At 52.5% G+C, this 18,606-nt stretch carries 15 protein-coding genes; all 15 read left to right on the plus strand.

The annotated features are described in order from the left end of the window. The first annotated feature begins 72 nt into the window (after positions 1 to 72). The 15 genes from ACFQPC_RS13900 (at position 73) to ACFQPC_RS13970 (ending at position 18,604) form a co-directional block, all read left to right on the plus strand. Positions 73 to 1,407, plus strand: a complete 1,335-nt coding sequence (locus tag ACFQPC_RS13900) for a DUF3100 domain-containing protein (RefSeq protein WP_382272477.1) — start codon at positions 73 to 75, stop codon at positions 1,405 to 1,407. A gap of 55 nt (positions 1,408 to 1,462) precedes the next feature. Then, a complete protein-coding gene (locus ACFQPC_RS13905; protein ID WP_382272478.1) occupies positions 1,463 to 2,629 on the plus strand; it encodes a M20 aminoacylase family protein in 1,167 nt (388 codons plus the stop codon). Positions 2,630 to 2,654: 25 nt separating this feature from the next. Continuing rightward, positions 2,655 to 4,034 (plus strand): L-serine ammonia-lyase, encoded by a 1,380-nt coding sequence (locus ACFQPC_RS13910; RefSeq protein ID WP_382272479.1) that lies wholly within the window; start codon positions 2,655 to 2,657, stop codon positions 4,032 to 4,034. A 296-nt stretch (positions 4,035 to 4,330) separates the two neighbouring features. Next, positions 4,331 to 4,762, plus strand: coding sequence for a carboxymuconolactone decarboxylase family protein (locus ACFQPC_RS13915; protein ID WP_382272480.1), 432 nt, complete (start codon positions 4,331 to 4,333; stop codon positions 4,760 to 4,762). A 331-nt stretch (positions 4,763 to 5,093) separates the two neighbouring features. Beyond that, a complete protein-coding gene (locus ACFQPC_RS13920; protein ID WP_382272481.1) occupies positions 5,094 to 6,293 on the plus strand; it encodes a multidrug effflux MFS transporter in 1,200 nt (399 codons plus the stop codon). 84 nt (positions 6,294 to 6,377) lie between these two features. Next, entirely contained in the window at positions 6,378 to 7,787 is a 1,410-nt protein-coding gene (locus ACFQPC_RS13925; RefSeq protein ID WP_382272482.1) for a MipA/OmpV family protein, read from the plus strand. Positions 7,788 to 8,309: 522 nt separating this feature from the next. Then, positions 8,310 to 9,905, plus strand: coding sequence for a collagen-like triple helix repeat-containing protein (locus tag ACFQPC_RS13930; protein ID WP_382272483.1), 1,596 nt, complete (start codon positions 8,310 to 8,312; stop codon positions 9,903 to 9,905). 576 nt (positions 9,906 to 10,481) lie between these two features. After that, positions 10,482 to 12,173, plus strand: a complete 1,692-nt coding sequence (locus ACFQPC_RS13935; RefSeq protein WP_382272484.1) for a ShlB/FhaC/HecB family hemolysin secretion/activation protein — start codon at positions 10,482 to 10,484, stop codon at positions 12,171 to 12,173. A gap of 208 nt (positions 12,174 to 12,381) precedes the next feature. Then, a complete protein-coding gene (locus ACFQPC_RS13940; RefSeq protein ID WP_382272485.1) occupies positions 12,382 to 12,561 on the plus strand; it encodes a Flp family type IVb pilin in 180 nt (59 codons plus the stop codon). A gap of 66 nt (positions 12,562 to 12,627) precedes the next feature. Beyond that, entirely contained in the window at positions 12,628 to 13,143 is a 516-nt protein-coding gene (locus ACFQPC_RS13945) for an A24 family peptidase (protein WP_382272486.1), read from the plus strand. Further along, positions 13,140 to 13,646 carry a TadE/TadG family type IV pilus assembly protein gene (locus tag ACFQPC_RS13950; protein ID WP_382272487.1) on the plus strand — a complete coding sequence of 169 codons (507 nt, stop codon included), beginning with the start codon at positions 13,140 to 13,142 and terminating at the stop codon, positions 13,644 to 13,646. Before ACFQPC_RS13945 ends, ACFQPC_RS13950 begins: the two co-directional genes overlap by 4 nt. A gap of 27 nt (positions 13,647 to 13,673) precedes the next feature. After that, positions 13,674 to 14,633 carry a Flp pilus assembly protein CpaB gene (cpaB, locus tag ACFQPC_RS13955; protein WP_382272488.1) on the plus strand — a complete coding sequence of 320 codons (960 nt, stop codon included), beginning with the start codon at positions 13,674 to 13,676 and terminating at the stop codon, positions 14,631 to 14,633. 44 nt (positions 14,634 to 14,677) lie between these two features. After that, the gene (locus ACFQPC_RS13960; RefSeq protein ID WP_382272489.1) at positions 14,678 to 15,967 is read left to right on the plus strand and encodes a type II and III secretion system protein family protein; all 1,290 of its coding nucleotides are present in this window, start codon (positions 14,678 to 14,680) and stop codon (positions 15,965 to 15,967) included. Positions 15,968 to 15,997: 30 nt separating this feature from the next. Beyond that, a complete protein-coding gene (locus ACFQPC_RS13965; protein WP_382272490.1) occupies positions 15,998 to 17,248 on the plus strand; it encodes a pilus assembly protein CpaE in 1,251 nt (416 codons plus the stop codon). A 39-nt stretch (positions 17,249 to 17,287) separates the two neighbouring features. Next, entirely contained in the window at positions 17,288 to 18,604 is a 1,317-nt protein-coding gene (locus ACFQPC_RS13970; RefSeq protein WP_382272491.1) for a CpaF family protein, read from the plus strand. The last annotated feature ends 2 nt before the right edge of the window (positions 18,605 to 18,606 follow it).

Raw genomic sequence — 18,606 nt, forward strand, 5'->3', positions numbered from 1 at the left:
ATCTCGGCTTAATCAGCGCCTGCTCAGAGGGGCTAATGCAATCTTTTTTAGAAAAAATTAAGAGGCGGGACGATGGAAAAAGCAATTGAAGTAGGTGGTACGCCGGGCGGCAACAGTCTTCCCCGCTTTGTGAAATTGTATGTTTGCGCGGCCATTATTTTGGTCATTGCCGAGTTGATCGGTTCCTTTACCTTCAATATCGGCCCCGGCAAGGTGGTCTTATTGCCTATGATTTGGGCCCTGCTGATTGGCGCCATATTGGGTTTGTCCAAAAACCTGCTCCCTGCGCCTATGCGTATCGACACCGTGATGCAATTTGATGCGGCGAAAATTCTGCAGCCGGCGCTGTTGCTGTTTGTCGCCAAGCTCGGATTGCTGGTTGGTACCTCCTTGCCGCAGATCGCGGAATCGGGCTGGGCTTTGGTGTTCCAGGAATTCGGTCATTTTGTCGGCACGATCCTGATTGGTTTGCCCCTGGCTTTGCTGCTGGGCATCAAGCGTGAGGCTATCGGTGCGACGTTTTCCGTCGGGCGTGAACCGAGCTTGGCCATCATCGGTGAAAAGTACGGCATGGATTCTCCCGAGGGGCGTGGGGTATTGGCGGAATACCTGACCGGCACGGTGTTTGGCGCGCTATTCATCGCAGTGTTGGCAGGTTTCATCGCCAGTTTGAATATTTTCCATCCGGTTGCCCTGGCTATGGGTTCCGGCGTAGGTTCCGGCAGCATGATGGCAGCCGCGTCGGGCGCTATCGCCGCGCAACAAACACCGGAGATGGCCAAGCAAGTCATGACCTTTGCTGCGGCGAGCAATCTGATCACCACCACCATCGGTACCTATTTCACGTTGTTCATCTCGCTGCCACTGGCAGTGTGGGGATATCGCGTGCTGGAGCCGATTCTTGGTCGCACCACCACAGCATCCGTTACGCAAAAAGAAAGCGCTGTTGAGCATGTCGTAGATCACGGTGGCGTACTCGGTCCTGTCGGTATCTGTTTCGCCTGGGTACTGTCCGGCGGATTGACCCTGATTGGTGACTGGATCGCCCATGGCAGTAATCCGCTTGCAGCGTTGCCGGGGATGTTGATTGTCTTATTGGCAGTGATGGTCGGCGTGTTGGCGAATAAATTCATCGGTAAGAAAATCCCCGCTGTCTGTTGGGTGTCGCTTATCGCCATGCTGCTGACCGCTCCTATCTGTCCCTGGGCGACGCAGATTGCAGAGTTGACTGGCAAGATTAGTTTCCTCGCATTTATTACGCCTATGCTGACTTTTGCGGGTCTTTCCATCGCCAAGGATATTCCGGCGTTTCGCCGTCTCGGCTGGCGTATCGTCGTGGTCTCTTTCGCAGCGAATGCAGGAACCTTCCTCGGTGCCACCGTGATCGCGCAGTTTTTCCACCACTGAAAATAGATTGAAGAAAAGGTAAAAAATGTCTCTGGATAAGAATCTCATCTCAGACATGATTAAGTGGCGACACACTTTTCATGCCTCTCCGGAACTGGCTTTCGAAGAAGTTTCAACTGCTCAGCTGGTTGCCTCGGTATTACGTGAAAACGGTATCGCGGTGGAAGAGGGTATCGGTCGTACCGGTGTAGTAGGAACGCTGAAGCGTGGTGACGGACCAAAAATCGGTTTGCGCGCCGACATGGATGCGCTCCCTTTATCTGAAAAAAACGACTTTGCCCATAAGTCTCGCCACGAAGGGAAGATGCACGCCTGTGGCCACGACGGTCATACCGCAATGTTGCTCGGTGCCGCAGTGGCACTCAGCAAGAATACTGAGTGGGCAGGCACGATTAACTTCATATTTCAACCGGCTGAAGAAGCCGCTGGTGGCGGCCGCGTCATGATCGAAGACGGCTTGTTTGAGCGTTTTCCATGCGACATGGTGTTTGGCATGCATAACTGGCCTGGCGTGCCGATGGGGCGTTTTGCCATCAATCACGGGCCGATGATGGCATCTTTCGATACATTTGAAATCACGATTCAAGGTGTCGGCAGCCACGCAGCGATGCCGGAGCGCAGCGTCGATTCGCTGGTTTGTGCCAGCCAGTTGGTGCTGGCCCTACAAACCATCGTTAGCCGCCGCTTACCCCCACAGGAGACGGCGGTTGTCAGTGTCACTCAAATCCACGGTGGTGAAGCCTGGAATGTATTGCCCGAAACCGCCGTCATCCGTGGCACCGTGCGTTGCTTTTCCGCGAGCACCCAGCGTCGTATTCATGATCTGCTGACAGAGATTAGCAGCGGCATTGCGCAATCCAACGGTGCAAGCGCAACGGTGTCTTACCGTTATGCCTATCCGGCGACGATTAATTCTCATAATGAAACCGATATCGCCATACGCGCCGCGAGTGCGGTGGTTGGGAAAGATAAAGTCGATTGGGATTGTGTGCCGTCGATGGCATCCGAAGACTTTTCCTTTATGCTCAACAGCAAGCCGGGTGCCTATATATGGATGGGCGTTGATCGCGACGAAACGATCCCTTTGCACAATCCGCATTATGATTTCAATGACGATACCATCGAACTCGGGGCGTCGTTCTGGATCGAACTGGTGCGCGATGCGATGGGCACTGGCAGCAAGACTGTAGATGCCGGTGTAACAGCTGCAGTTGCCGCGTAATTACTTCACTTGAGAAGGAAACAGCATGGCAATCAGCGTATTCGAACTGTTTAAGATAGGCATAGGTCCGTCCAGCTCCCATACAGTGGGGCCGATGCGGGCGGCAGCTACCTTTGCCAACGGTTTGAAAGAGAACGGCCTGCTGGATTCCACGCATGGTATCAAGGCCGAGTTGTTTGGCTCACTGGGTGCGACCGGAAAAGGTCATGGCAGCGATAAGGCGGTGCTGCTCGGGCTGCTGGGCGAAGCTCCCGATCTCGTCGATATCGACACGATTGAGGCCAAGCTTGCCCAGATCCGCCGCAGCGCCAGTATCAAGTTGCTGGGGGAGCGGGAAGTCGGTTTCATTGAGAAGGAACACTTGCTGTTTTATCGCCGGCGCATATTGCCGTATCACTCCAACGGCATGCGTTTCACCGCCTACGATGAGCATCAGGCTGAACTCGCCAGCAAAGTGTATTACTCGGTCGGTGGCGGCTTTGTCGTCAATGAAAACGCTGCCGCACAAGACCGTCTCGTGCCAGACAGCACGAATCAGCCTTATCCATTCCATAGTGGCGCAGACCTGTTGAGGCTTTGTGCAGCCAACAATATCTCGATTAGCCAACTGATGATGGAGAACGAAAAAGTTTGGCGTTCCGAAGAAGAGATTCGCAGTGGCCTGCTAAAAATCTGGCATGTGATGCAGCAATGTGTCGCACGCGGTTGCGAACAGGAAGGTACCTTGCCCGGGCCTATGCAGGTGCGACGCCGTGCCGCTGCCTTGCATCGGAGGCTGTTGACGCAGGCGGAAGGCGGTGTGAGTGATCCCCTGACCACTCTCGATTGGGTCAATTTATTCGCGCTCGCGGTGAATGAAGAAAATGCCACGGGTGGCCGTGTCGTCACCGCGCCGACCAATGGCGCGGCCGGCATTATTCCGGCGGTCCTGCACTACTACCATCGCTTTGTGCCGGGAGCGAATGACGATGGCATCGTACGATTTTTGCTGACGGCAGCGGCGATCGGCATTCTGTACAAAGAGAACGCCTCGATTTCCGGGGCGGAAGTCGGGTGCCAGGGCGAAGTCGGGGTGGCATGTTCGATGGCGGCAGGAGGCTTGGCTGAAGTGATGGGCGGCACGCCGGAGCAGGTGGAAAACGCAGCTGAAATCGGCATGGAGCACAACCTCGGCCTGACCTGCGATCCGATAGGCGGACTGGTGCAGGTTCCCTGTATCGAGCGTAATGCAATGGGGTCGGTCAAAGCCATCAATGCAGTGCGCATGTCCTTGCACGGTGACGGGCGTCATTTTGTGTCGCTTGATAATGTGATTAAAACCATGCGCGAGACCGGCGCGGATATGAAGACGAAGTACAAGGAGACATCACGCGGCGGCCTTGCAGTCAATGTGATCGAATGCTGAAGGGATTTGCCGAATTACCGCTTTAATATCTGCCTGTACTGAATGTATCAATAAAAATGCGAAGCTCTCCGGGCTTCGCATTTTTTTATGCCTGCACAAATCTTGGCCCCGCTTGGGCCTGCATCTTTCCCGCCTTGCACATCCCTTAAGCAATGTCCCATTAGTTTCTTCAATTCTTGCACCTGTTCCATGGGGCATGGTTCTTTTACAGTATTGGTTATGCAACACAGATTCCACATGAGCATCATGTGCCGCATGTGAGCGTTGAATACCTTCTTACTTACCGGAGATTGACCATGAGTACCCTTCGTTTATCCTACTGGACCCTTTCCCCTGAGGCTTACCAGGGCTTCGCCGCGACGAAAAAGGCGCTGGAAAAGAGCAGCCTGGGCAAGCAATTGATTGAACTGGTCTGGTTACGCATGTCGCAAATCAATGGCTGTGCTTTTTGCTTGGAAATGCATGCGAAAGCACTACGTGCCGATGGCATGAAGGATGCGAAGCTGGATAGCCTGGCCGGATGGCGCGTGAGCGCGCTTTTCACCGAGCGTGAAGCTGCGGCACTGGCGTGGACCGAGTCGCTTACGCATGTCGACAAAACCCACGCGCCGGATGAAGATTTCGAACCCTTGAAGGCACATTTCACGGATGTTGAAATTGCCGACTTGAGTTTTGCCATTGCCCTGATGAGCGCATTCAATCGCCTGGCGATCGGGATGCGGCAATAAAACGAGTGGGGCACTTACAGTGATCGGTGCGCTGGTACATGTGATCTGGACAGACCGCATACACGTCACGCACCGATTGTGTTTGCTTAATGGCATTTCTAAAAAATCACCGGACCCGGCGTTTTGCATGGAATTTGCAGTGTGTATGAGATATCATCTGCCTTAGTTTCGCGCAGATTTCGACGGAACCATTGTGGTTCCGTTTTTCCTTGCGGCATGCTTGTTGCGTCTGAGTAAATTTTTCCTCCCACTCTCCCCAGGCAGCACAGCTCAATTGACCCCGGCATGGCTTCGGGGTTGGTAAGTCCTCTTTTCCTGAGTAGATTAATTAATGAATACGCCTTTCCTGAAAAATGCGTTGGTGCTCGGCTTATTGTCCGCCATTGGTCCGTTCGCCATCGATATGTATTTGCCGGCTTTGCCATCGATCGGCCAGACGCTGGGTGTGTCCATGAGCGCGGTACAGGCCAGCCTGATGGCCTTTTTCATCTCACTGGGTATAGGCCAGATTATTTACGGCCCGATTTCGGATATGGTGGGACGCAAGCCACCACTGTATTTCGGCCTGGCATTGTTTGCCGTATGCAGTGTGGGTTGTGCAATGGCGCCGGATATAGAAACCCTGATTGTGTTGCGCTTCCTGCAGGGCCTGGGCGCGAGCGCCGGCATGGTGATCCCGCGCGCGGTGGTGCGCGACCTGCACACCGGCAATGATGCGGCGCGCCTGATGTCTTTGTTGATGCTGGTCTTTAGCGTCTCGCCCATCCTTGCACCGTTGTCGGGTAGCTTGCTGATTGAATTGTGGGGCTGGCGCAGTGTGTTTTGGGCGGTGACGGTCGCTGCCGTACTGGCGTTGATACTACTGGCGACCAGCCAGGCCGAGACGCGCCCGCGTGAGCAGCGCGTGGATAGCAGTGTACGTAGTGCGCTCAGAGCGTATAGCTTATTGCTGCGCGAGCCGCACTTCCTCGGCCTGGTATTCATAGGTGCATTTGGTATTTCCAGTTTCTTTGCTTATCTGGCGAATTCTTCTTTCATCCTGATCGATCATTACGGACTCACTCCGCGCCAGTACAGTATCGCTTTTGCAGCGAATGCGGCTTCCTTCATTGGGGTCTCGCAATTCACCGGGCGCCTGAGTGCGCGGTTTGGTTTGGTGCCGGTAGTGAAGGTGGCGGTAAGCGCTTATGCACTGGTGATGACGACGTTGTTGGTGATTAATCTGATTGGCATTGAACGTCTGGATGTCATGCTGGTCATGTTATTTGTTGGTTTCGGCTTCCTCGGCCTGGTGATACCGACCACGACCGTGCTTGCATTGGAAGAGCACGGCACGATAGCCGGTACCGCTTCCGCCTTGATGGGGACCTTGCAATTTGTGACCGGTGCGGCTGTGATGGCGATTACCGGTCTCTTTGTTGACGGTAGCGCACGACCCATGGTGGCTGGTATTGCGGGATGTGCGTTGCTGGCCCTGTTTATCTCCTGGTTGACCTTGCGCTCGACGAGAATGCGCGGTACACAGGCATAAGCGCGGAGAGATACTGCGCCTGGATTGGGGTGATGCATGCCTGGCGTTGGAATTCAAATATAACTAATGAAGTGAGAAATATTGATGCTGTCATTTTCCCCGCACCGTAGTAAAACACTGCGCAACATTGCGCTCTCCGTGCTTGGATTATCCGCAGCGTGGAGTGCGCAGGCGCAGACCGCTGCCAGCCCGTTCAGTGATTTGATTACCGAGCCAGGCGGTGCCGGGCTTGGTTTTGTGACGCGCTTTGAAAGTTCTCCCTATGTAGGTGGCGGTACCAGGCAGGATTTGCTGCCGCTTTATCTATACGAGGGCGAACATGTTTCGATGCAGGCAAATCGCATCGGCATCAAGTTTGTGCCGAACACGGAACAGCGCTTTGATGTGTATTTCAAACGGCGTCTGGAGGGCTTTCCCGAAGCGGGCAAGGTTTCATCGCTGGACGGTATGGAAGTGCGCAGTACCGGCGTCGATCTCGGATTCACGTATCGCTATGAGCAGCCCTGGGGCACCTTATATGCATCCATCATGCATGACGTGAGCAACACGTCGAACGGTACCGAGCTGGCGCTGGAGTATGCGTATGACTGGCGCTCCGGGCGTTTGTCCTTGCGCCCCAGCCTGAATATTTCGATGCGTGATGCCAAGCTCAATAATTATTATTATGGCGTGCGTGCGAATGAAGCCATTGCCGGCCGTCCTGCTTACGCGCCGGATGCGGGCACCAATGTGTCCGTGAATCTGTATGGCACCTACGATTTGACCGAGCGCTGGCGCTTGTTGGCCGGTGCTTCAGTCACCTCCTTCGATGGCAAGGTTCAGGACAGTCCGATAGTGCGCCGCGGTTTGCAACCATCTTTCTTTGTCGGTGCGGCTTATGATTTCGGTAGTTACAAAAAAATGTGGGCGGATGAAAAGACCCCGACCTATGTGCGTGTCCTGTATGGTCGCGCGGCCGATGACGGTTGTCATTTGGCGCGTATCCTGACTTTCAAATGCGCCGACCTGGATAAGGTAAATCCGACCAGCATCACCGGCGTACATATCGGTAAGCCTTTCATTGAGAAGCTGAATGGCTGGCCGCTCGACTTTGTCGGTTATGCCGGCCTGGTTTATCACAATGATCGCAACCTGCAGGCGAACGGTGTCCAGGCTGATTTGTTCATGAAGGCTTATTACTATGGGCTGCCATGGAATCACAAGGTCAAGACCCGGCTTGGCTGGGGGCTGGGTGTTTCATTTGCCAACCGCGTTCCTTATACGGAGGTGAGCAGCCAGGCGGCACGGGATCGACCCACTTCGCGCTTGTTGAATTATCTTGATCCGACGATAGACGTCAGCCTGGGGGATTTGATCGGCTCGCAACGCTTGAAAGAGTCCTATATCGGTCTCGGCGTCTCGCATCGCTCGGGGATTTTTGGATCATCCCGACTGTTGGGTGATGTGAATGGCGGTTCGAACTACATCTACACTTATCTGGAAATGAAAATCTAAGTAAGGTTTCGCAGTATCCATCGTGTTATTTCCTGAGGCTGTGGCTCAGCTTCAGGCCCTCTTTTCTCCCTGACACTTCCTTCAACATCGTGCGCACTCGGGTGTGCTTGTATGCACGCGCAGCGATGTTCGTTCACATCTGTTCCAGTTGCCAGGCCCACCCGCGGTGGGCTGTGGTAGCAGCAATTCGCAATCTGTTCAAAGCATGGCAAAGAGAAAACGCTGGCCGTTGATTTGTTGCGTATGTCGGAAATTAAAGGCTTTTAAAGCTCGAAATCGAGAACATTTTGTTTCGGACGTTACGTTACAAGTAACACGGAGCAAGTAAATTTTAATGGCAAAAATAACAATGTCTTATTAATAATTTTCCTTCCAAGTAATTGATTTTTAAAAGATTTTTTTAAAAATTAAAAATTAATTGAGAGCACTAAAAACCCAGTTTTCGATTGGCATGCAATTTGCCACTTGGAAAGTACGGGGGCTCTTCAATTTAATTTTGAATTACAACGAGGGAGAACGAACATGAACACGAATCTGAAACTGAACAAAAGCATCACAAGCCTTGCAGTCTTGTCCGCAGTTCTTTTGATGTCGGGCTGTTCTTCAACCGGTAGCGGTTCTACCGGTGCCAGTCTTGGCGGCGGCGGTGGTGGCGTAACAGCTACAGCAACGCCAACCGGTCAAATCGCAAATGGCGCCGGCAACATCGTCACATCCACCGGTAATGCAGTATCGAATACCGGTACCGCGGTCGGCAACCTGAACCTGCCTATCGTACCTAAACAAACACAAACCGATTTGGGCAACGTCGTAGTCGAAGGTGGTGGCATCGTTTCCACCTTGGGCAATGGCATCAGCAAAGGCCTGGGCCAAATGGGTGTAATCGATAACCCGGTCGGTGTCACTGTCGGTAGCACCGGTGACGTCGTCAAACAAACCGGCGTGACAGTGCAAAGCGCCGGCACACTGGTCAGCAATCTTGGCACCGGCCCATTGGCTCCGCTGGCACCTGTCACCGCTCCTGTCGGTGGCCTGGTCACCAAAGTCGGCGAAACCGTTTCGAATGTTTCGACTCCTTTGACCCAGGTCCTGACTACCGGACCAGTGGAACAAGTTACCAAAACCTTGAGCCACACCATCGTGCCATTGACCAGCCAAGTGACGACATTGACACAATCGCTCGGTAAAACAACCGGCCTCGGCCAACCAGTCAGCAATTTGCTGATCGCCGTTGGTGGCACAGTAAGCAAAGTTGGCGGCACAGTGAAAACCAGTGGCTTGCCTATAGTGAACAACCTGGGTGGTCCGGTCATCACCACGGGTAACACGGTATCGATCGCCGGCATCTTGTTGCATGGCACAGGCGGCAGTTCGGGTGCGTTCTCGCTGGGTAGCCTGCTGGGTGGCGTTGGTGGCGAAGGTGGCACAGTCAATCTGTTGTCGCCTGTGATCAACATCGTCAATCCTATCCTTGGTGGTGGCTTGGGTGGCATAGGCGGCGGTCTTGGCGGTGGCAATTTACTGGCCCCAATCGTCACCATTGTTGATCCCCTGCTGGGTGGCAGCCTTGGTGGTATCGGTGGCGGCGCTGATGTAGGTAACCTGCTGACCCCAATTACAACTTTGGTGAACCCACTGTTGGGTGGTGTAACCGGCGGCGCTGGTGCAGGTGGCTTGTTGGCACCGGTCACCAATATTGTTAATCCATTGCTCGGTGGTCTGGGTGGTGCCGGCGCAGGTGGCTTGCTGGCTCCTGTTACCAATATCGTCAATCCATTGCTGGGTGGCGTGGGTGGCGGTGCCGGTGCAGGAGGCTTGCTGGCTCCTGTTACCAATATCGTTAATCCACTGTTGGGTGGTGTAACAGGTGGTGCCGGAGCCGGCGGTTTGTTGGCACCAGTGACCAATATTGTTAACCCATTGCTCGGTGGTGTGGCTGGCGGTGCAGGTGGCGCGAACTTGTTGTCGCCTGTGACCAACATAGTCAACCCTATCGTTGCTCCACTGGTTGGCGGCACCGTGGGGGGCGCAACCGGAGCAACTGGTACGACCAATGTATTGGCTCCTGTAACCAATACAGTGGCATCACTGTTGGGTGGTTTGCTCGGTAAAAAATAAGAGCCTCGTTCTCACCTCTGCAAATCCTGGTCCTTGTGGCCAGGATTTTGCACGAGAGGAGCAAGGTAAGAGAAAGAGCTGCGATTGAAGTATGCGAAACCTGACGTCATAAACAGATTGATAGAGGGTATCTAATCAGACGGCGACTTTAGCCAAAAGGACTTTATGCTTACATGGCGTGTTTTCCCATGCGGTGTTGACGAGCGTGAATAATGTTTGTGCAAGTTGTGAGAAGTTTTCGTTAAAGTATTGATTAGTAGAAATATTTTTGTCGCTTTTTTCCAAAAATACCGCATTTATGGGATGTTCAGAGTAGCCGGACACGCTCATTCTTTAAAGCAACTTCAATTGGTTAACAATTGCAAATTCTGTGCGCGCTTTTTTGTGTGCGGTGCTTGTTCAAAGTGCCATACCGTCAGTAAGCACTTACAAGAATTTGCAGATGTAAACCTTGGGTTTGACACTTGCCATTTGGCAACTAAGCTGAATTCAAGGCCGTTGGTTAATACGTAGTGATATCGGGATGTGTAGTACTGGAAGGACGCATGCGGGACAGCATGCTGACAAAGGGACTGTATGCAAAGATTCATCGAGAGATTGGTCGCGGTCTGCCTGACAAGTGCGCTGGGTCAATTGGCCTTGATGCCGCATGCCAGTGCTGCAGACGCGCGTAGCGCTGGCCAGGGTAATCCTCTCGATAACCTGCCCAAGCTCGAACCAAGCCCGGCACCAAGCGTTACCGTTGATATCCAGCCGCAAGCGCTGGATCCGGCAATGCAACGTTTGCTGGCAAGCCGCATTGTTCCTTCCCGCTTCAAAATCGCCGGCGTGGAAAGTATTCCTTTCGAACTGGTCGCCGCGGAGTTTTCCCGGTTGACGAATCGCGAAGTAACGGTTGCCGAGCTACTGCAGGCAGCGAACAAAGTCACCCAGATTTATCAGGCCAAAGGTTATCCACTTTCTTTCGCCTTCGTACCCGCGCAAAGCTTCAAAGACAATGTTGTTGAAATCAATGTCGTTGAGGGTTACGTCAGCACTGTCAAGATAGAAGGCAATCCCGGTGCTTCGGAAGAGCGCCTCCGGAATATTGCGGAACAACTCAAGGAAGACCGCCCGCTCAGCCGCGCGACCTTCGATCGCATCACCAGTATCCTGAGCCTGCAACCAGGCATGCGCATCAAGGCAACGGTACGCCCGCCGGAAAATACAGATGGTGCTTCGGAGATGACCCTTGATGTCAGCCGCAAACCAATTACCACTTCATTTGCGGTGGATACGGCGACCTCGTCCTTGCGCGGCATATTCAGTGTGACTGAAAACGGTTTGACACCGCTTGGTGAGCAAGTAACGCTGAGTACCATCGCACCGCGCGGACCTTCGCGTGAAGAGTATGTTGGTTTGAATTACATCCAGCCGATACGCTGGCAAGGGATGTTGTTGCAGGTCACCTTGTCCGACTATAAAGGTGAGCCGGAAAACCAGGCGCTCACTGCACAACAACTGCAATCACGCTATCAAACCAAGACACAGCGCGTCAGCGCCAATCTCAGCTACCCGCTGATACTGAAGCCCACGCGCAGCCTGACCTTGTCCGGCGGCATTTATGCGGTCAAGAACTCTTCGCGCTATACGCTGGACGTTCCGGCTCCGGCGCCAAGCATTGAATTCAGTTCCGATATTCGCGCACTGAGCCTTGAACTGACCTCAACCGAAGTATCTGATCGTAGCAGCACACAATGGTCGCTGGGCGTTTATCAGGGCTTCGATAGTTTGGGAGCGCGTCAGCTCAACGGCAATATCGATCTCGATTTCTTGCGCATCAAGGGTAGCTTTACCCGAAGCAATCAATTTGCAAACGGCTACGGCATTACGGTTAGCGGGATGGGGCAGTACAGCAGCAACATCCTGCCGTTATCGGAACAGGTCAGCTTCGGCGCCAAACTTTACGGGCTCGCTTATCCGGTTGGTGAAATCGCCGGCGACAAAGGCTGGGGCGCGTCACTGGAATTCAATCGGGCGTTTCCATATGACGGCAGCTATGTGAAACGAATCCAGCCTTATGTCATGGCAGATGCCGCCAAGGTGTATGTGAATGCCGGCCGTTTGGCGCATAGCGAAATTGCATCGGTCGGTACCGGCGTGCGCTTTAGCGATTTGCGCCACTACTCGCTGGACCTGTCGGTCGCGCAACCGGTAGGCGAGATACCCATCAATGCGAGCAAGCGCGCGCCACGATTTAACCTCGGATATTCGTATCAACTGGATTAACACAGGATAAGACAAGGCCATCGTGTCAAAAAAGATGGCCATATGGGGAGCAAAGCGTTTCGTACTGATAGCAAAGGCTGTGTTGGAGAAAGGAGTCTGACATCGAAAACGAACAGAAGACATTGCGGTACAAGACAAGCGACGGTTCAGGTGAACGCGTCGTTTAAAACGAAATGAAATCTATATTGATGTGAAACAGGAGTGAGAAATGAAAAGCCAAATTATCCGTTTTATGAAAGACGAAGAAGGTGCTACGGCGATTGAGTATGGACTGATTGCTGGCCTGATCGCGGTCGTCATCATTGCAGCGATTACATCCATAGGAACGAATCTGGATGGCATATTTGATGTAATTGTGACCAAGTTGCAAGCCGTTCCAAGAACCTGATGCTCGTTAATGCCGGTGGTTTTCGATAAATCCATGAGTCGATACCCCTAATGCCACATGGGATTGATGATTGTATTCACTGCTTTCTTATGTGTTGCGGTCATCGTTTACGACGTCCTGTTTCGCCGTGTGCCGAATGGCTTGCTTTTGCTGTTCCTGTTGGCACACACGGCTTGCATGATAGTGGCCGGACATGGCATAGGTGGTATTGACGTATGGAGATCCGTTACCGGGTTAACACTGGGATTGATTGTTTTTGTGCCCCTCTATGTATGGCGGGTAATGGGGGCGGGAGACGTCAAATTCCTGGCGATCATAGGTGCGTTGCTTGGACTTAAAGGATTGTTTGTTGTCTGGCTGATAGCAAGTGTCTTGGCAGGATTGCATGCGTTGGTGTTTCACGTTCTGGTTGTCTGGGAAAGCGCAATCCCGTTCAGACTTAATCGCATCATGCAACAGATCGCAGATGGTGAAATGTATAAACGTATGGTGAGTGCCCGCCAAGGAAGAAAGGGCACGCCTTACGCGGCGTATCTGGCGATTGCACTTATTTATTCTTTAGGTAAGGCATGGGGGGGATGATGAAAAACGCGATTCCATGTCATGCAACAGCAGGACAGTCAGGCCTGTGCTTTGCACATGATTTTGACCGGCAGCGCGGTGCGGCCGTCATTGAATTTGCCTTTGTCTTCCCTGTTTTTTTCGTCATTTTTTATGCCGTAATTACTTACGGTTTGATTTTTGCGGCACAACAGTCGATTACGCTTGCTGCTGCGGAAGGTGCTCGTGCCGCGCTACGTTATTCAGCAACTGACGAGGCGCGAGGGACAAATGCCACGAATGCGGCAATCGGTACCGGTAGCTCGGCATATTGGTTGACGCCCCGTTTGACGGTAGCAAATGCGCTTACCACCTGCCCATATAGCAGTGCCGCTAATAACAATGCAGGTGTTCGCTGCTATCGGGTAACGGTTACATATGCAAACTACCGACAAAATCCGTTGGTTCCTTTGTTGTTGGGATCGCTTCTGGCTGTAGCGGTTCCGGACAAGCTGGAAAGCAGTGCGATTATTCAATTAGATTAATAACCCATCATAAAGAATTATGCGCTCATGAATAAACTCACAAAAATCATCGCAGTAATTCTTGTTTTGTTAGCGCTATGCCTGGCAGCGCTGGCATGGTGGATGGGGCGTCAGCCACCGTCTTTGCCGGTTGAAGTGAAAACGGCAACGATACCTAAAGCTGCAGAGTATCCGGTGGTCGTCGCAGCCGAGAAGTTGGAGAAGGGCAAGCAAATCACGGCGAGCAACGTAAAGCTGGTTACCTTTCCCGTCACGGCGAATGGCACCTATGCAAATGCAACTGATGTCATCGGTAAAGTTCCTGCTGTTGATATTGCTGCTGACACTTTGGTTACAGAAGAACAATTGGTGCGGGGTTTGGCATTGAAACTGGCCGATGGCGAGCGTGCGGTAGCTATCCCTGTTGATGAAGTGGTTGGGGTCGGTAATCGAATCGCGGCCGGAGATTACGTTGATGTATTTTTCACTTTGAAAAAGGGAAATGACGTTGATCTCGGGCAGTCGCGCTTGCTGGCATCGCGACGTCTGGTATTGACATACGGCGCTGCGACCATGGGTGAAGCACAAGCCAATGCAAATGCACTTGCAAATAGCCAGACGGCACAAGCCGCGCAAGCGCGCACAGCAGTACTCGCTACCCCCATTGATCAAGTTAATCAACTCTTGCTGGCGGCCCAGAACGGAAAGCTGACACTGGTACTGCGCCACCCCGGAGACAACGGCGTCGCGGATATGAGTTTGTTTCCGGAACCAAAGAATGTGTTGCGGGAGAAGAGTGGTTTATCGCAGGCAGATAAAGAGGAGTTACGTACAGGAGATAACCAGGCTTATGCAGGTATTGATTTTTCCAGTTGGGCCGGGACCGGTAGTGTCAACACGGCACGTCCTCCTGCTGCAAGCAGTGGTTCTTCATCCAAGACGCAAAGCAGATCGTCGAGCACATTAGAGGTCATTAAAGGAACGCAGAGGGAAAACGTTAGCTTCTAAACCAAAAAGCAAATTATCGACAATCTGAAGCGGGTGGCTGACAAATGAGAATATTGAATGCCTTAGTGATTATTGCCGGATTTTTGTCTTCTTCCGTAGTGGCAGAGGACTTGAATTTGACGGTCAGGGTGCGCGAACAGATTCAATTGAAAACGCCGGCGGATCTGGAACGAATTGCCGTCGCTGATCCAGATGTAGCTGACGTACTAATTATAAAAGGATCCAGCAAGCGGCCAGGCAGCATTATGCTGCTAGGTAAAAAGCCTGGCAGTACAAGTGTAACGGCATGGCAACGTAATGGTCCGACCAAGGTGTGGCAAGTACAAGTCCTCAGTGCTTTGCAAGGGATGTTGCCAGAAGAGGGGCTGGATCTGCAAATTAGTGGAGACAGTGCCAGCTTGCGCGGTCAGGCACCTTCCCTGTTGTCACATGCAAATGTGTCTGCAGCAGGTGCGCACGCGGTAGGCAGGGAAAAATTGCTCGACACTTCAACTGTAGCCACGAGTGGCATGGTGCAAATTGATGTGCAAATCGTCGAATTTAGCCGCAATGTTTTGAAAGAAGCCGGTTTTGATTTTCTATTCAACCAAAATCGCGGCGCTACTTTCAGCTTTGGCTTGAACAATTTTTCTACGGTGCTGTCGTCCACGGTGCAGACACCGGTATCACAAGCTTTCAACCTGCTTGGCAGCTCCAGCGTAAATGCAAGGGTGAAACTCATAGAGCAAAACGGTCTTGCCCGGGTTCTTGCCCGGCCATCCTTGATCGCGTTGTCCGGGCAAAGTGCCAGCTTCTTGGCCGGTGGTGAACTGCCAGTTCCACAATCGGGTGGACTCGGTACTACCACCATTATCTACAAAGCCTTTGGTATAGGTTTGACGGTGACACCAACTGTCTTGTCCGCAAATCGCATCGCGCTGAAAGTGGCACCGGAAGCCAGTGACCTTGATTACACAAACGCGATAGTCACGAACAACATGATGATCCCGGCAATATCCACGCGACGTACGGAAACTACGCTGGAACTCGGCGATGGTGAAAGTTTCGTTATAGGCGGTCTCGTCTCTCGGACTACCAAATCTAACGTGAGCAAGATTCCCTTTTTAGGCGATTTGCCGATTCTTGGCCCTTTCTTTCGCAGCATGCAATACAACCAGGATGAAAAAGAGCTTGTGATTATTGCGACACCGCATTTGGTCAAGCCAATCGCGAAAGGCGCACAACTGCCGTTGCCGGGCGACGATAAAGAAAGACGGGACACACCAGCAAACGCTTGGGGTAGTTATGTGATGGGTGCTGCTGGCGGGGATGATTTACCAGGATTTTCAAAGTAAATAGTGGAGAAGCAATCTTTGGAAAAGCTCATGGAACAACAAGGGCTGCAGCGTGAAACTACGCAAAATGATAGCAATCGCTTTGTCTTTTGCTCGTCTAACGGCGCGCATCTGCGCTGGCTGGCACATGCCCTGAAAGAATGGCATGTGGTGCAACAGGAACTGGCTCCGATTGCTTTGTTGACGGCGCGCGTGGCCGAATGCAAGCCACGCCTGGTTTTGCTGGATTTTTCCGGAAACTGTGGGGATAGCGCGGCTAACTGTACTGCCGATATGATCGCGCTAGCACAAATGATGAAGAGCAAGTTGCCAGAGGTGCCAGTGGTGGCAGTCGGCACCATGGATTATCCGGAAGGCGCGGTCGCTGCTTTGCGCGCGGGTGTGCATCATTTCATTGATATGACTGCGCCGGTGGAAGAAGCGCACGATGTCATCTATAAATTGGTGGCAGCGGTCACTGCTCCTGCGGTTGCAATCCAGGGAACCTTAATTACCTTGCTGGGTGCAAGATCGGGCGTTGGCAGTACGACCATATCGGTACATTTGGCAGATGTCCTCCAACTACGCAAGTCGGCGCAACATAAGGATTACCAGATAGGCCTGCTTGATCTCGGCTTGCCTGCGGGTGACGGACAGCTTTATCTGAACGTCGCGGGTACTTATAGCTTTATGGATACCCTGCGTAATCGTCATCGCCTGGACAGGACTTTGATCCAGACCGCGTTGACCAACAGCCATAACGGCATAAAAGTTATTTCCTTGCCTCGTATGCTCAAGGAAATGTCAGGCATTTCGCACGAGGATGTTTTGTCATTGCTGACGCAATTGCGCCTCTATTTCGATGTGCTGGTGCTGGATCTCGGAGGCTTTGCTGATATGGAGTTGGTTGAGTGCATGGCCAATGCATCTGACCAGGTTCTGTTCGTTACCGACCAGAGCGCTGGTGCTCTGGTTTCGCTTTCATCCATGCTCAAAGAATTCAACAAGCTCAGCGGTGATGCCAGTCGGCGAAAACTAGTCGTCAATCGCTATGACATTCGTTACGGAATGAGCGCACCGCAGATTGCTGAGCGTTTCGGCCTGCCGTTGGCAGCTGTATTGCCGGAATGTACATTGCGCTTAATGAGTAGTGCCAACCAGGGAAAGTTGTTACACGAAGTCAATAAACACGATCCATACATGCGAGAGATTCAAGATCTGGCTGAAAAATTGTTGAACCCGCAGGCCGAAAAACATGCAGGCAAGTTGTCGAGCTGGGTATCGGGTTTGCTCAAGCCATAAAACATACGACGGCAATGGCCGGGATAGAGGCATAACGAGATGAGCGATCAAGTGGGATTGGCTAATGAGGACGACGCCTTTGTTAACACACAAAGGTTTCAGGACATCAAAACGGCGGCTTATGACAATCTGCTGACGCGGATTGAAGAGCTTGGTGCCGAATTCGGACGTTGGTCGCGCTCGGCGATACAACAATTCGTCAATCTCGATGTCGATGGTTTTGTGCGTTTGCGTCGCATCCCGCTCAATGAAAACGAAGTACGCCTGATTGCCGATGCATTGACCAAAGAGCTGGCAGGCCTAGGACCCTTGGAGGATTTGCTGGCCGACGGCGATGTCGAGGATATCCTGATCAACGGTTATAACGATGTATTTGTCTCACGCCATGGCATATTGCAGCGCGAAACTTTGCGTTTTACCGATAACAATCATTTGCTGCGTATTGTGCGGCGCATCCTGGCACCGCTTGGACGAAGGCTCGATGAATCGAACCCTATGGTCGATGCACGGCTGCCCGATGGCGGTCGGTTGAATGTAGTGATCGAACCGTTGGCGGTCGATGGGCCCATGGTGTCGATACGTAAATTCCGTCGCGATCCGCTGAAACCGAGCGATTTACGGCAACTTGGTACATTGAATGATGAATTATTCACTTTGCTGGAAAGTGCCGTCAAAGCACGCTGCAATATTTTGATTTCTGGCGGGACCAGCTCGGGCAAAACCTCATTGCTTAATGCGCTCGCATTTTTTTTGCCGGAAAACGAACGAGTTGTGACTGTTGAAGATACAGCCGAATTGTCCTTGAATCATCCTCATGTCGTGCGTCTGGAATCGCGGATAGGTAGCTTTGAGGGGACCGGAGTTGTGACGATTCGCGATCTGATTCGCAACAGTTTACGCATGCGTCCAGACCGCATTATCGTCGGTGAGGTGCGTGGTGCCGAAGTGCTGGAGATGTTGCAGGCAATGAATACCGGCCATGATGGTTCGATGGCGACGATACATGCGAATACACCACGTGAATGTCTGCACCGGATAGAAATGCTGGCAGGGTTCGCAGGCTTTCAAGGCAGTGAATCGAGTTTGCGCAGACAAATAGCTGGCGCCATTGATTTCATCGTACAGATCGGACGCCTGTCAAATGGTCGCCGTCGGATTGTATCCATCACGGAAATTACCGGTGTGGGTGACAACATCATCACAACGCAAGAGCTGTATCGTCATGAGAGCTTTAACGGCCCGGATGGCGAAGAAAAAGATCGTTGGGTCTCGCTGGGAATACAGCCACACTCACCGAAACTGCAAAAACGGCGGCAGTTAGCGCCGAATGGTGGCAATCCTCAAATGAGAAGCTAATC

The organism is Herminiimonas glaciei (assembly GCF_042664955.1).
GTDB classification, from domain to species: domain Bacteria; phylum Pseudomonadota; class Gammaproteobacteria; order Burkholderiales; family Burkholderiaceae_D; genus Oxalicibacterium; species Oxalicibacterium glaciei.

Excerpts from the sequence above, each read along its gene's own strand:
- ACFQPC_RS13900 (WP_382272477.1), top strand. The coding sequence starts at position 73 with ATGGAAAAAGCAATTGAAGTAGGTGGTACGCCGGGCGGCAACAGTCTT.
- ACFQPC_RS13905 (WP_382272478.1), top strand. The coding sequence starts at position 1,463 with ATGATTAAGTGGCGACACACTTTTCATGCCTCTCCGGAACTGGCTTTC.
- ACFQPC_RS13910 (WP_382272479.1), top strand. The coding sequence starts at position 2,655 with ATGGCAATCAGCGTATTCGAACTGTTTAAGATAGGCATAGGTCCGTCC.
- ACFQPC_RS13915 (WP_382272480.1), top strand. The coding sequence starts at position 4,331 with ATGAGTACCCTTCGTTTATCCTACTGGACCCTTTCCCCTGAGGCTTAC.
- ACFQPC_RS13920 (WP_382272481.1), top strand. The coding sequence starts at position 5,094 with ATGAATACGCCTTTCCTGAAAAATGCGTTGGTGCTCGGCTTATTGTCC.
- ACFQPC_RS13925 (WP_382272482.1), top strand. The coding sequence starts at position 6,378 with ATGCTGTCATTTTCCCCGCACCGTAGTAAAACACTGCGCAACATTGCG.
- ACFQPC_RS13930 (WP_382272483.1), top strand. The coding sequence starts at position 8,310 with ATGAACACGAATCTGAAACTGAACAAAAGCATCACAAGCCTTGCAGTC.
- ACFQPC_RS13935 (WP_382272484.1), top strand. The coding sequence starts at position 10,482 with ATGCAAAGATTCATCGAGAGATTGGTCGCGGTCTGCCTGACAAGTGCG.
- ACFQPC_RS13940 (WP_382272485.1), top strand. The coding sequence starts at position 12,382 with ATGAAAAGCCAAATTATCCGTTTTATGAAAGACGAAGAAGGTGCTACG.
- ACFQPC_RS13945 (WP_382272486.1), top strand. The coding sequence starts at position 12,628 with ATGATTGTATTCACTGCTTTCTTATGTGTTGCGGTCATCGTTTACGAC.
- ACFQPC_RS13950 (WP_382272487.1), top strand. The coding sequence starts at position 13,140 with ATGATGAAAAACGCGATTCCATGTCATGCAACAGCAGGACAGTCAGGC.
- cpaB (WP_382272488.1), top strand. The coding sequence starts at position 13,674 with ATGAATAAACTCACAAAAATCATCGCAGTAATTCTTGTTTTGTTAGCG.
- ACFQPC_RS13960 (WP_382272489.1), top strand. The coding sequence starts at position 14,678 with ATGAGAATATTGAATGCCTTAGTGATTATTGCCGGATTTTTGTCTTCT.
- ACFQPC_RS13965 (WP_382272490.1), top strand. The coding sequence starts at position 15,998 with ATGGAACAACAAGGGCTGCAGCGTGAAACTACGCAAAATGATAGCAAT.
- ACFQPC_RS13970 (WP_382272491.1), top strand. The coding sequence starts at position 17,288 with ATGAGCGATCAAGTGGGATTGGCTAATGAGGACGACGCCTTTGTTAAC.